We start from the raw sequence: 12,599 nt of genomic DNA, 5'->3' as shown, positions 1-12,599 counted from the left end.
AGGGGGAGGATCGTGAGAAGGTCAGTTGGCCGCGGGTAGTCTCAGCCGCACGAGCAGGCCGCCCAGGTCTTCGCTCTCCTCAAGCGCGACCGTTCCCTCATAGATTTCCGCGACGTCCCGAACGATCGCCAGCCCCAGCCCAGTCCCCGGCTTCCCCGTATCCAGCCGCACGCCGCGGTCGAAGATTCGGACACGTTCCTCTTCAGGAATGCCGACGCCGTCATCCTCGACCAGGAATTCGACGAAGCCCGACTGCGCGCCGACCGTCACGAACACGCTGCCACCACCATATTTCGCAGCGTTCTCGATCAGGTTACCGAGCATCTCGTCGAGATCCTGCCGTTCGACATGGACCTGAAGCCCGCGCGGCCCCGTCACGTCGATCCGGACATGCCGGTACAGCCGCCCAACCGCACGCTCGACCGATTCGAGGCTCGGCCACACATCCGCACGACTATGCGCAGATCCACGCCGCCCGACCGCCCGGGCTCGCGCGAGGTGGTGGTCGACCTGCCGGCGCATCGTCCGGGCTTCCCGGATCACCGTATCGGCGAGGTCGTCGGACTGCGCAGTGGCGGCGTTCATGATCACCGTCAACGGCGTCTTGAGCGCATGCGCAAGGTTGCCGGCATGCCGCCGCGCCTCCTCGGCCTGACGCTCGTTATGCTCGATCAGCGCGTTGAGTTCCTCGACCATCGGCGCGACCTCGACAGGCATCGCGCTCGACACCCGGTTCGACTGGCCGGCGCGCATCCGGGCGATCTCCTCGCGCACCCGCCGCAGCGGCCAGAGCCCGTAGAAGGTCTGGAGCGCCGCCATGATGATCAGTCCGAGCCCCAGCAACGCGAAGCTGCGGACCAGCGTGCGGCGCAAGGTGGTGATCTGCGCATCGAGCCCGTCGCGGCTCTGCGCGACCTGGAACCGCCAATGCACCTGGGAGCCGGGAATGACCGCGTCGCGCTCGACGATTCGCAGCTTTTCGTCGGGAAACTGGTTGCTGTCGTAGAAATGCGCGTTGCGGTCGTCGTGCGGGCCGCCGAACGCGAGCTTGCGATCCCACAGCGACCGCGACGGGAAATCCTCGCGCCCCTTGCCCGACACCTGCCAGTAGAGACCCGAATAGGGTTCGACGAAGCGCTGGTCGGCCGCGGCATCGCGCGAGAAGATCACTTCGCCCTCGGGTCCGATCTCGGCCGAGTTCAGCAGCGAGCGAAGGACATATTCGAGCTGGTCGTCGAAATTGCGCGTCACCGCCTGGCTCAGCACGCGGTCGAGCGCGAACCCGCCGCCGCTGAGCAGCACGACGATCCACACCGCCGCGATCAGGATCATCCGCCGCGACAGCGATCCCTTCACGGCCGCCGGCACGCGGATCGGCGTCTCTGTCAGCGGCGGCGTTTCCATCGTGGGACGATCAGGCGTCCGGATCTTCGAGGCTGTAGCCGAGGCCGCGGATCGTCGTGATCACGTCCTGGCCGAGCTTCTTGCGGATGCGCGTCACGAACACCTCGATCGTGTTCGAATCACGGTCGAAATCCTGGTCGTAGATGTGCTCGATCAACTCGGTCCGGCTGACGACCTTGCCCTTGTGGTGAAGCAGGTAGCTCAGCAGCTTGTATTCCTGCGCGGTCAGCTTCACCGGCTCGCCGGCGCGCGTGACCTTGCCGCTGCGCGTGTCGAGGCGGATATCGCCCGCGGTCAGCTCGGACGAGGCATTGCCGGATGCACGACGGATCAGCGCCCGCAGACGCGCGATCAGTTCCTCGCTCTGGAACGGCTTGGCGACGTAATCGTCGGCGCCCGCATCGAGCCCGGCGACCTTGTCGGACCAGCTGTCGCGTGCGGTCAGCACCAGCACGGGCATCGTCTTGCCCTCCTTGCGCCAGCGATCGAGCACGGTCAGCCCGTCGATCTCGGGGAGACCGAGATCGAGCACGACCGCGTCGTAATTCTCGGTCGAGCCGAGGAAATGTCCCTCTTCGCCATCGACCGCCAGATCGATCGCATAGCCGGCCCCCTCCAGGGTATTCTTCAACTGCTGGCCGAGATTCGGCTCGTCCTCGACGATCAGAACGCGCATGATTATCCTCTCGATTGGGGTTTTCAGCGACCCGTGCGGCCGACGATCTGGCCGTTGCGGCCATCGACGTCGACCCAGATGACGGTTCCATCGCGCAGGAATTTCAGCGTGTAAATGGCGCTGCCCGAATCATAGTCCGAGCCGAGATACTGCGCGCCCTTCATCGTCGGGATCACGCGCGACTCTATCTCGCGCAGGGACGGGGCACCGGTCCGGCGCGCCTGCAATGCCGACATCTGGTCGCTGCGACGCTGTGGAGGGTCGCCCGCCAGCATCGGTGCGGCACCCATCAGCAAAGGCGCCGCGGCCAGGGTCGCAAGAAATAGCAACATCTTCATGGCCGTGGCATAGGGCCCCGGCATTGAACAGCCTGTGAATGATCGCGACAGGCGCGCGACAGCACGAAGCCCTGCGAGGTGTAACTTGCCTGCATCACTTCGCCCCCCTACGTGGCGCGGACATGGCAGCACCAATCTTAGCATTCGAAGGCCTCGGGCTCGTCCAGGGCTCCGGCTGGCTCTTTCGCAATCTCGACATCCATATCGGACCGCGCGACCGGCTCGCGCTGATCGGCCGCAACGGCGCCGGCAAGACGACCCTGCTCAAGCTGCTCGGCGGCAGCGTGATCGCCGACGAGGGCCGCAGGGTGATCGTCCCCGGCACCCGCGTCGTGATCCTGGAGCAGGAGCCCGACCTGCGCGGCTTCGCGACGCTGCGCGATTACGTGATGGCGGGCGACGATGCGCCGGTGAACTACGAGGCGGATTCGATCGCCGACCAGCTCGGCATCGACCTGTCGCGCGAGGCAGCCTCCGCATCGGGCGGCGAACGGCGCCGCGCGGCGATCGTCCGCGCGCTGTCGCAGGACCCCGACATGCTGCTGCTCGACGAGCCGACCAACCATCTCGACATCGGCGCGATCGAATGGATCGAGGACTGGCTCAAGCGCTTCCGCGGCGCGTTCGTCGTCATCAGCCATGACCGTACCTTCCTGACGCGCCTCACCAAGCAGACGCTGTGGCTCGATCGCGGGGCTATCCGGCGGGCGGAAATCGGTTTTGGCGGGTTCGAGGCGTGGACCGAGCAGGTCTATGCCGAGGAACAGCGCCAGGCCGAGAAGCTCGACGCGCGCCTCAAGCTCGAGGAGCATTGGCTGCTTCGCGGCGTCACCGGTCGGCGCAAGCGCAACCAGGGGCGCCTGACCAAGCTGCACGAGATGCGCGCCGAACGCGCGTCGATGATCGGGCCGCAGGGCTCGGCGAACCTGACCACGAGCAGCGACGACACCAAGTCGAAGGTCGTGATCGACGCGAAGAACGTTACCAAGGCCTACGGCGACCGCACGATCATCGGCGACCTGACGCTTCGTGTAACCAGAGGCGACCGTATCGGCATCGTCGGCCGCAACGGTGCGGGCAAGTCGACGCTGTTGAAGCTGCTCACCGGCGAGATCCAGCCCGACAGCGGTACGATCAAGCTGGCGCAGACCCTGGATGCGGTGGTGATCGACCAGCAGCGCAGCCTGATGGCGCCCGAGAAGACGGTCCGCGAAGTCGTCGTCGACGGCGGCGAGTGGATCGATGTGCTGGGTGTGCGCAAGCATATCCACGGCTATCTGAAGGACTTCCTGTTCGACCCGAACATGGTCGACGCAAAGATCGGCTCGCTGTCGGGTGGCGAGCGGTCACGCCTGCTGCTCGCGCGTGAGTTCGCCAAGCCGTCGAACCTGCTGGTGCTCGACGAGCCGACCAACGATCTCGACCTCGAGACGCTCGACCTGTTGCAGGAGGTGATCGGCGATTATGACGGCACCGTGCTGATCGTCAGCCATGACCGCGACTTCCTCGACCGGACCGTCACGATCACGCTCGGGCTCGACGGCTCGGGCACGGTCGACGTGGTCGCTGGCGGCTATGAGGATTGGGAAAAGCGTCGCGTGTCGACGACGACCGGCAAGCGTGCGTCGAAGAAGGTCTCCGCCACCGCCCCGGTCGCGGCCGCCCCGCGTGCCAAGCTGACCTACAAGGACCAGCGCGATTACGAATTGCTCCCGAAGCGGATCGAGGAACTCGACGCGCAGATGGCGGCGGATGCGGCCAAGCTTGCCAAGCCCGATCTGTACATGCGCGACCACGCGACGTTCGCGAAACTGACCGCGGCGATCGAGCAGGCCCGCGCAGAGAAGGAAGCGGCGGAACTGCGCTGGCTCGAACTTGCAGAAATGGTCGACGGCGCCGCTTAAACTAGATTTATCTGGACTTTTCGGCGTTTGTTCAATAGCGGAACCACTGTGTGACTGTTGCGTTGCGGCAGTTCGGTTCGTTTATTGTGGAGATGTTTATGAAGCTCAAGGCCCTTACCGGCAGCGCACTTGCTGTCGCAATGATGACCACCTCGGTTGCGGCATCGGCTGCTCCTGCGAGCCTGTCGGTCGCGAACGCACGCGTCGGGTCGGCAACCGCCGGTAAGAGCGAACTGGGCGGCGGCGGCGGCGGCATCTTCGCCATCCTGATCGCAGCAGGCGTTGCAGCGATCGGCGTCATCGCGATCGTCAAGGACGACAACAACGACGATTCGGACAGCAACTAAGGTTGTCAGGGCCGGCGCCTCGGCGCCGGCCCGTTCGTTCGGCCGGAAATCATTTGGAAAGCGGGCGACTTAAACGCTCTTTCCCATCCGCCCCGCGAGATCGATGACATACTGCCACGCGACCCGGCCCGAACGGCTGCCACGTCGCGTCGCCCAGCCGATGGCGTCGCCCGGCTCGAAACTCAGATCGTAAAGCGCTGCGTACGCCGCGACGATCGCAAGATACGTCTCCTGGTCCATCGCATGAAATCCGAGGCTCAGACCGAATCGGTCGGCCAAGGCCAGATGATCGTCTGCGGAATCGCGCGGATTGATCGCACTTTCCTGTTCGGCGATATCGCGTGGCGCAAGATGCCGGCGGTTCGCGGTTACCAGCAGGCGCACGTTGGCAGGTCGCGGTTCGGCGCCCCCTTCCAAGACCGACCGCAGCGCGCGCGCGTCGGCAGGAACGTCGAAACCGAGATCGTCGATAAACACCGCGAACGCACGATCGATGGTCGCGAGCATCGCAAACAGCGTCGACAGGCTATCGAGCGCCGCAATTTCGACCAGCGCGAGATTACCGTCGCCCGCCTGGATCGCGGCGATCGCGCTTTTTACGAGCGCGGACTTTCCCGTGCCGCGCGCACCCCATAGCAGCACGTCCTGCGCGGCATGTCCCTTGGCGAGACGGTCGAGGTTGGCGGCCAGCGACGTCTTCTGCCGATCAATCCCTATCAGCCTGTCGAGGGGTAGCGGCGCGAACCCACGCGCCACGACCAGCGCACCGTCACGCCAGACATAGGCCGGGTGAGCGCGCAGATCGACCGGCGGCGATGGCGGCGGCGAAAGGCGTTCGAGCGCAGCGGCGATACGGTCCAGCGGGTCGGTCATGGCATGCTCTTGGCCGCGTGATCCGGTCGTGACAAGCGCCCAACCAGTACCTTAGCCAACACCCTAGCCAACACAGGGCCGGTCGCCGGCATCTAGCGCAGTTGACGAAGATGCCCCGCGATCACCGTGTCGCCGGGTGCGAGGCGATTGGCCTTGGTCAGCATTTGCCAGGCCCCATCATCGTCACCGTTTGCCGAAAGCGCGATGCCATAGGCATCGGCGGCGGCCGCACTCATCGGCGACAGCAGATAGGCGGCACGACCATAGCGGACCGCGATCGCGCCATCGTCGCTTCCTGCGTAGGCGAGCGCGAGGTCGCCAAGGACTCCGCCATCGCGGTTGCCGACCCGGCGTCGGATACCCTCCAGCGTCTCGATCGCGGAATCCCAGTCGCCCGCCGCGACCTGCCAGTGCCCGAGCACGCGTTGCCCCGCCAGGCTTTGCGGATTTTGCGACAGGTATAGCGCCAACGCAGTCGCCGCGTCCTTGGCTCGACCGGCCCGACTCAGGGCATCGATCAGGCGAAGCATCGTCGGCTCGTCGAACGACAGATCCGCGGCGCGTGCGAAAACCGGCGCCGCTTCGGCGTAGCGTCCGGCGGCGACGAGCGCATCGCCCAGCGCAAGATGCGCGGCCGGCGCACCGGGCGCCGCCGCGACGAGTGACCGGGCACGGGCGATCGCGCCGGCGGTGTCGCGCTGGGCGATCTGTCCGCGGATCACGCCTAGCGCGTAGGTGGGATCGCCCGGCGCGGTCGCCGCCTCTGCCACCAATGCGCCGATCGCCGCGTCGGTCGCGAACGCCGAAGCCGGCGCGACGGGTCCTGCGGCCGCACGATCGAGGAACGGCAACGCAGACGTACGATCGCCGACGGCTTCGAACGCCCGCGCGATCAGCGTCAGGGAGTAGGTGTCCGCGTCGGCACGCTCACCGATCGGCCGCAGCATGCCGAGCGCGCCGCGCGGATCGCCCGACCGAAGCAACGCCGCACCGAGCAGCCGCCGTGCGGCGATGTTCAGCGGCTGGATACCGACGAGCTGCCGCCATGTCGTCGCCGCCTGCTCGAACTTGCCCTGCGCGTAGTCGAGGCTGCCGGACAGCAGCAGCGTTCCGGGAAGCCCGTTGGCCGCGCCACGCGCGCCTCTCAGAAGCGACCGGGCAAGATCGATCCGGCCCGCGCGCGCGGCAAGCGCCGCCTGCAGATACAACGCCTGAGGACTGCCGGGCCGGGCCAGCAGCGCACGACGCGTGACGGCAAGCATTTCGACATTGCGCCCCGCATCGCCGAGGGTCGCCGCATATTCGATCAGCGCGGGATGATAATAGGCATCGCGCGTCAACGTCTGCTCGAACCATGGCAACGCCGCGATCAGGCCGTAACGACTGCGAATCACTTCACCCTGCAACGTCAGGGCCGCAGGATCTCGCGGGGCCAATGCAACGGCCCGCGTCGCCGCAACGGCTGCGCCACCGACATCGCCGATGGTCAGGCGAAGCCGGCCGAGATCGGTCCAGGCTGCCGCATCGTCCGGCGCGCGGGCGACCAGCCCCTCCAGGGCTGCACGTGCCTCGACGGTCTTGCCCTGTGCGGCAAGTGCCCGCGCGACGATGCGCGCGGCATATGCTGCATAGCGCGGCGATGCGTCGGCAGCTTGATCGAGCGCAGCGTCCGGATCGCCTTGCAACAGGCTGGCATGCGCGCGCAGTTGATACAGGCGGCCCGCCGGCAATCCGGCGTTTTCCGCGCGCGCGAGTTCCGCTTCCGCGGCCAGCCCCTCGCCGAGTTCGAGGTACGCACGCGCCAACACGGCATGCGCGATCGCCCAGTTCGGTTGCGCCGCGATCGCCGCCTGCGCGTTGCTGCGTGCTGCGCTGTAATTGCCGGCGTCCAGTGTCGCCAGGCTATCCGCAAGCGACCGTCGCGCATCCGGCCGCGGCGATCGCATCGCGATCGCGACGCCGATCGCGACGACGATCAGGCACAGCGTTGCGATCGCGAGAACGCGTGCTCGGCTGCTGGCCATCATCGCAGGCAGCTTGAACCGTCGCCGCCGCTTGCGCCGCCGCAACAAAGGATAGGTCGCGTCACGCATGAAGATCGTAGCTTTTCAGCAGGTCGTACAGCGTCGGCCGGCTGATCCCGAGCAGCCGCGACGCGCTCGATATGTTACCGTCGGTCCTTGCCAGTGCCTGGCGGATCGCTTTGCGATCGGCGAGTTCGCGGGCCGCGCGCAGGTTGAGCGAAACCGCCTCGTATGCGTTCGCGTCCAGATCCAGATCGATCGCGGTGACGAGCTTGCCGTCGGCCATGATCACCGCGCGCTTGATCCGGTTCTCCAGCTCGCGGACATTGCCCGGCCAGCCCCAGCTATCGATCGCAGCGCGCGCGTCGGAAGCAAGGCCGGTGACGACGGGGTTCATCGACGCGGCGTAGCGCGTGACGAAGTGGCGCGCGAGCAATACCGCGTCGCCGGTCCGGTCGGCCAGCGCCGGGATTCGAACGACGATCTCGGCGAGGCGGTAATACAGGTCCTCGCGGAACCGCCCGTCGGCGACCATCGCGTCGACATTCTGGTGCGTCGCGCAGACGATTCGCGTGTCCACCGGGATCGCTTTCCGCCCGCCGACGCGTTCGATCACGCGCTCCTGGAGGAACCGCAACAGCTTCACCTGGAGCGCGAGCGGCACGTCGCCGATTTCGTCGAGGAACAGCGTGCCGCCGGCAGCCTGTTCGATCTTGCCCTCGGTGGTCTTTACCGCCCCTGTGAAGGCGCCCTTTTCATGACCGAACAGCTCGCTTTCGAGCAGGGTCTCGGGGATCGCCGCGCAGTTGATCGCGACGAAATTGCCCCGCGACCGCGGCGACGCGTCATGCAGCCCGCGCGCGAGCAGTTCCTTGCCGGTGCCGCTGGCGCCCAGCAGCATCACCGATACGTTGGCAGGTGCGACCCGTTCCAGCGTGCGCGTGACCGCCGCCATCTCGGGGGAGGCGCTGATCAGACCGCCGAACCCGCCCGCTTCCATCCGCGCGGCGAGACGGCGGTTCTCGGTCTCCAGCGCATGGACATGAAACGCACGGCTGACGATCAGGCCGAGCGCGTCGATATCGATCGGCTTGGCGTAGAAATCCCAGGCGCCGTCGGCGATCGCCTGCAACGCGCTTTCGCGTGCGCCGTGTCCCGACGCCACGATCACCTTCGTATCGGGCTTCATCGCAAGAATATCGCGCAGGGTGGCAAACCCTTCGGTGACCCCGTCCGGATCGGGCGGCAGGCCGAGGTCGAGCGTGACGACCGCGGGCTCATGCGCGCGGATCGCATCGAGCGCCTGCGTCCGATCGCTTGCGACCACGATCTCATACCCTTCATAGGCCCAGCGAAGCTGACGCTGAAGCCCGGCGTCGTCCTCGACGATCAGGAGAACCGGCCGTACGCTGCCACTCGGGCCGCCACTCGGGCCGCCACTCGGGCCGCCGCTCACGCTGCCGCTTCCAGCGACGCGATCGCGGGAAGCAGGACGCGGAACCGGGTCCCCTCACCTTCGCGGCTGACGACCTCCAGCGCACCGCCCATCGCGTGGACGAGTTGTTGCGCTTCGAAGGCACCGATACCGAAGCCGGTCGGTTTCGAGGATACGAAAGGGCGGAACAACTGGTCGCGCACGAAGCCCGGCGCCATTCCAACACCGTGGTCGATGACGTCGATCGCGATACGGTCACCGACCGGTTCGACCGAGATCAGGACGGGGTCGTCGGCGCCGCTGGCTTCGATGGCGTTCTGGACGAGATGACCGAGCACCTGCTCAAGACGCGCCGCATGACCAAGCGCGAGGATCGGCGCAGCGCGGGCGGCGATCGGGTGCTGGCCGCGCCGACTGGTCGCGACGCGCTCGACGATCGCCGCAACCTCGACCGGTTGGAGCGGTTCGCCGCGGACGGGGCCGTGCTGCGAGAGGCGGGCGAGCAACGCGTTCATGCGGTCTGACGAATCCTTGAGGGTAGCAACCATGTCGATGCGAAATTCGGGGTTGTCGGCGTGTCGCTCGGCGTTGCGCGCGACCAGGGTCAATTGGCTGACAAGATTCTTGATATCGTGAAGGATGAACGCGAAGCGGCGGTTGAACTCGTCGAACCGCGCCGCATCGGCCAGTGCCGCATGCGCGCGATCCTCGGCAAGATAGCTCGCCGCCTGCCGTCCGGCCACCCGGAGCAGGTCGAAATCCTCCCAGTCGAGCGCCCGGTCGACCGGCGGGCGGGCAAGCACGATCGCGCCGGCCAGCGTGCCACCATGCATGAGCGGCACGATCGCCCAGGCGTCCGGGCAGTCGTGGAGCCAGGCGGGAACGCTGGCTATATCGGCTGGCGGCGCGGTGCCTGCGCGCACACGGTCCAGTTCGACGATCCGCGCATCACCGGCGAGAAACCGGGCCAGCGTTTCATCCTGAGGACCGGTGGCGGCACAAAACCAGTTCCATGTCGCGCCGGGTCCAAGCGAGGCGCCGTCATGGACCAGCAAAAGCCCGCCCGGCGAGTCGGTCAGGTCGGCAACCGACTTTACGACACGGGCATGGAGCGAGTCGGCGCCGACAGCCGGTTTGCCCAGCGTGTCGGTAAAACGTTGCCATTCCGCACGATAGTCATAGCGGTGACGAAAGAGATGCTTGGCGACCTTCACTTTGGTCCAGGCACGCAGCCACGGGGTCGAAAGCAGCGTCAGCGCGGCGGCGGTTGCGCCGAACACGATCGCGGTCTGTGCGACGCGGACATAGGATCCTGCATAACTGGCGGCGATGCTGGTCGCGAGTGCGGTAAGGCCGGCGTAGACGATCAAGGCCACCGCGGACAGCGCGCGCGCCGTGATCGGCCGCGACAAGGCGAGCGTCCAGTCGCCACTGCGATGCACCCCGACGACCAGCAGCGCCGCGACGCCGGTCATCACCACGCCGCGCACCAGGATCGACACCGGGATCCAGGGCATCGCGAAATACACGCCGGCGGAGACGAACAGGTCGACGCCCCACATCGCGGCAAGCGCGAGCACGACGAGGCGGATGCCGCCCCGCGAGGGGGGTGCCGCCTGGTACAGGTGGTGAATGAGCACCAGGCCGCTGACCGCGCTCATCATCCGGAACACCGTTCGGGCGGTCTCGACTGCGCGCAACGCCTCGGCGTCGAGCCCCATCCGGCCGGCGATCGCAAGCAACGCGGCGGTTCCGGCAAGCGCCATGACCACGAAATACACGGCACCGAGCGCATAATTGCCGGCACGATCGCGCCGGACGAGCGCGAGCATGAAGCCGAGCCACGCGATGTCGCGCGCACTGATAACGATCCGCGTCGCAACATCGCGCGTATCGATGCCGGCGACCGCGAGCGCCCACAGGCTGGTCGCCGCGAGCGCGATGACGAACGCGGCATGCGGCCATTGCCCGCTGGGTCGTCGCACCTGCGCCAGCGCCAGGGCGCCGAACGACAGCGCCGCCAGCGCGTGACTCCAAAGCACCAGCGTCGTGATCATGTCGGGAGCACCGCTACGCTCATCGTGCCCCCGCCGGCCAGAGCACGACGCGGAGGGTCTGCAACAGGATCAGCATGTCCAGAAACGGCGAATAGTTCTTTGCATAATAGAGGTCGTATTCGAGCTTGTGCCGGGCATCCTCGATCGACGCGCCGTAAGGGTAGTTGATCTGCGCCCAGCCGGTGATGCCCGGTTTGACCATGTGGCGCTCGGCGTAGAATGGCAGCTGCTCGTCGAGCTGTTCGACGAATTGCGGCCGTTCGGGGCGTGGGCCGACAAAGCTCATCTCCCCCTTCAGCACGGTCCAGGTCTGCGGCAGTTCGTCGATCCGGACTTTGCGGATGAACCGGCCGATACGGGTGATCCGCGGATCGTCCTCGGCGGCCCACACCGCCTTGCCCGACACTTCGGCGTCCTGCCGCATCGAGCGCAGTTTCAGGATATCGAACCCTTCGCCGTAGAGACCGACCCGACGCTGGCGGTAGAAGGCGGGGCCCTTGGACTCGAGCTTGATCGCGATCGCGGTGACCAGGATGATCGGCAGGGTTACCGTCAGCAGCAGCCCGCTGGCGATGATGTCGAACGCGCGCTTGAAGACGCTCGACAGCATCCGGCTCGATGCGAACCCGTCGGAAAAAATCAGCCAGGACGGATTGACGCTCTTGAGATCGATGCGGCCGGTTTCGCGTTCGAGAAAGCTCGATATCTCGCTCACCTGCACGCCCGTGGTACGGACGCGAAGCAGATCCTTCATCGGCAACGCATTGCGGCGCTCGTCGAGCGCGAGCACGACCTCGCTGGCGTTCTGGTCGACGATATAGGTCGCGAGGTTGGGAATTTCGCCCCGCGGCAGCGCGCCCTGAACGGCCGGCTCGGCTTCGCCCATCAGGACGAACCTGGCGACGACGAAATTGATGCCGGGCTGTGCGGACAGGCTCTGGATCCGTGCCGCACGCACGCCCGCGCCCAGCACGACGATCCGCCGCTTGAACGTTTCGCCGCCCAGCGTCTTGCCGAGCAGCGCGCGAACGGTGACCAGCAACACGGTTGCGATGACGGTCGAGTATAACAGGTTGGACCGCCACAGGGCGAGCGGCGGCACCAGAAAGAAGATCAACGAGAGGAACATCACGCCGAGCGACAATGCGACCGCAAGCCGCGCGGCGGCGAAGCGCAACGACAGGAACGACGCGACGCCATACGCGCCGACCGCGACCAGCGACACTTGCAGGGCGATCGCGAAGGTCAGCAATTGCGCGATACGCGTGTGCATCGGCTCGACCTGCATGCCGATCTGGTTTGCGCGGACGACCCAGCCGATCTCCGCAGACATGATAAGCAGGACCAGATCGACCAGACCGAGCATCAGGACCACATGGGGCACGTAGTGCTTGAAGAGCCGTATCATCGTCCACCGTTCCCGACGCTCATCCGCAAAAGCACCGACGCCACCCACAGATTGGCAGCAATTCCCCAAAAAAGGCTGAAGACCGTGCAACCGCTTGGGGCACTCGGCGATTGCGAACCTTAGCCCGTCACTA

10 protein-coding genes are annotated in these 12,599 nt (G+C 66.5%); 2 read left to right on the top strand and 8 right to left on the bottom strand.

Features of this window, described 5'->3' with window-relative positions; all coding sequences use genetic code 11:
- Window positions 1–21: 21 nt before the first annotated feature.
- From U1737_RS15085 to U1737_RS15075, 3 genes are all read right to left on the bottom strand, one after another.
- Window positions 22–1,332: a sensor histidine kinase gene (locus tag U1737_RS15085; RefSeq protein WP_432715086.1), complete on the bottom strand. Its 1,311-nt coding sequence runs from the start codon at window positions 1,330–1,332 to the stop codon at window positions 22–24.
- Window positions 1,333–1,414: 82 nt separating this feature from the next.
- The gene (locus U1737_RS15080) at window positions 1,415–2,080 is read right to left on the bottom strand and encodes a response regulator transcription factor (protein WP_056061146.1); all 666 of its coding nucleotides are present in this window, start codon (window positions 2,078–2,080) and stop codon (window positions 1,415–1,417) included.
- Window positions 2,081–2,103: 23 nt separating this feature from the next.
- Window positions 2,104–2,418 carry a hypothetical protein gene (locus tag U1737_RS15075; protein WP_248523542.1) on the bottom strand — a complete coding sequence of 105 codons (315 nt, stop codon included), beginning with the start codon at window positions 2,416–2,418 and terminating at the stop codon, window positions 2,104–2,106.
- Window positions 2,419–2,540: 122 nt separating this feature from the next.
- Here U1737_RS15075 and U1737_RS15070 point away from each other — a divergent pair, with 122 nt between their 5' ends.
- Together U1737_RS15070 and U1737_RS15065 are read left to right on the top strand one after the other, a co-directional pair.
- Window positions 2,541–4,322, top strand: a complete 1,782-nt coding sequence (locus tag U1737_RS15070) for an ABC-F family ATP-binding cassette domain-containing protein (RefSeq protein ID WP_332797323.1) — start codon at window positions 2,541–2,543, stop codon at window positions 4,320–4,322.
- Window positions 4,323–4,420: 98 nt separating this feature from the next.
- A complete protein-coding gene (locus U1737_RS15065) occupies window positions 4,421–4,669 on the top strand; it encodes a hypothetical protein (protein WP_248523546.1) in 249 nt (82 codons plus the stop codon).
- A 69-nt stretch (window positions 4,670–4,738) separates the two neighbouring features.
- Here U1737_RS15065 and U1737_RS15060 read toward each other — a convergent pair whose 3' ends face one another.
- The 5 genes from U1737_RS15060 to U1737_RS15040 form a co-directional block, all read right to left on the bottom strand.
- Window positions 4,739–5,542 carry an ATP-binding protein gene (locus U1737_RS15060; protein WP_332797322.1) on the bottom strand — a complete coding sequence of 268 codons (804 nt, stop codon included), beginning with the start codon at window positions 5,540–5,542 and terminating at the stop codon, window positions 4,739–4,741.
- Between the two features lie 92 nt (window positions 5,543–5,634).
- Window positions 5,635–7,635: a tetratricopeptide repeat protein gene (locus U1737_RS15055; protein ID WP_332797321.1), complete on the bottom strand. Its 2,001-nt coding sequence runs from the start codon at window positions 7,633–7,635 to the stop codon at window positions 5,635–5,637.
- Window positions 7,628–9,022: a PEP-CTERM-box response regulator transcription factor gene (prsR, locus tag U1737_RS15050; protein WP_332797320.1), complete on the bottom strand. Its 1,395-nt coding sequence runs from the start codon at window positions 9,020–9,022 to the stop codon at window positions 7,628–7,630. The genes U1737_RS15055 and prsR overlap by 8 nt, the downstream gene beginning before the upstream one ends.
- Window positions 9,019–11,058, bottom strand: a complete 2,040-nt coding sequence (gene prsK / locus U1737_RS15045; RefSeq protein WP_248523554.1) for an XrtA/PEP-CTERM system histidine kinase PrsK — start codon at window positions 11,056–11,058, stop codon at window positions 9,019–9,021. The genes prsR and prsK overlap by 4 nt, the downstream gene beginning before the upstream one ends.
- A gap of 19 nt (window positions 11,059–11,077) precedes the next feature.
- Complete coding sequence (locus tag U1737_RS15040) at window positions 11,078–12,466, bottom strand: TIGR03013 family XrtA/PEP-CTERM system glycosyltransferase (RefSeq protein ID WP_332797319.1); 1,389 nt, start codon at window positions 12,464–12,466, stop codon at window positions 11,078–11,080.
- Window positions 12,467–12,599: the final 133 nt, after the last annotated feature.

It is taken from the genome of Sphingomonas fucosidasi, from assembly GCF_036663855.1.
Lineage (GTDB): Bacteria > Pseudomonadota > Alphaproteobacteria > Sphingomonadales > Sphingomonadaceae > Sphingomonas > Sphingomonas faeni_B.
Note: the sequence above shows the minus strand (reverse complement) of the source record. Positions and strands in the feature narration are given on the sequence as shown.

Excerpts from the sequence above, each read along its gene's own strand:
- U1737_RS15085 (WP_432715086.1), bottom strand. The coding sequence starts at position 1,332 with ATGATCCTGATCGCGGCGGTGTGGATCGTCGTGCTGCTCAGCGGCGGC.
- U1737_RS15080 (WP_056061146.1), bottom strand. The coding sequence starts at position 2,080 with ATGCGCGTTCTGATCGTCGAGGACGAGCCGAATCTCGGCCAGCAGTTG.
- U1737_RS15075 (WP_248523542.1), bottom strand. The coding sequence starts at position 2,418 with ATGAAGATGTTGCTATTTCTTGCGACCCTGGCCGCGGCGCCTTTGCTG.
- U1737_RS15070 (WP_332797323.1), top strand. The coding sequence starts at position 2,541 with ATGGCAGCACCAATCTTAGCATTCGAAGGCCTCGGGCTCGTCCAGGGC.
- U1737_RS15065 (WP_248523546.1), top strand. The coding sequence starts at position 4,421 with ATGAAGCTCAAGGCCCTTACCGGCAGCGCACTTGCTGTCGCAATGATG.
- U1737_RS15060 (WP_332797322.1), bottom strand. The coding sequence starts at position 5,542 with ATGACCGACCCGCTGGACCGTATCGCCGCTGCGCTCGAACGCCTTTCG.
- U1737_RS15055 (WP_332797321.1), bottom strand. The coding sequence starts at position 7,635 with ATGCGTGACGCGACCTATCCTTTGTTGCGGCGGCGCAAGCGGCGGCGA.
- prsK (WP_248523554.1), bottom strand. The coding sequence starts at position 11,058 with ATGATCACGACGCTGGTGCTTTGGAGTCACGCGCTGGCGGCGCTGTCG.
- U1737_RS15040 (WP_332797319.1), bottom strand. The coding sequence starts at position 12,466 with ATGATACGGCTCTTCAAGCACTACGTGCCCCATGTGGTCCTGATGCTC.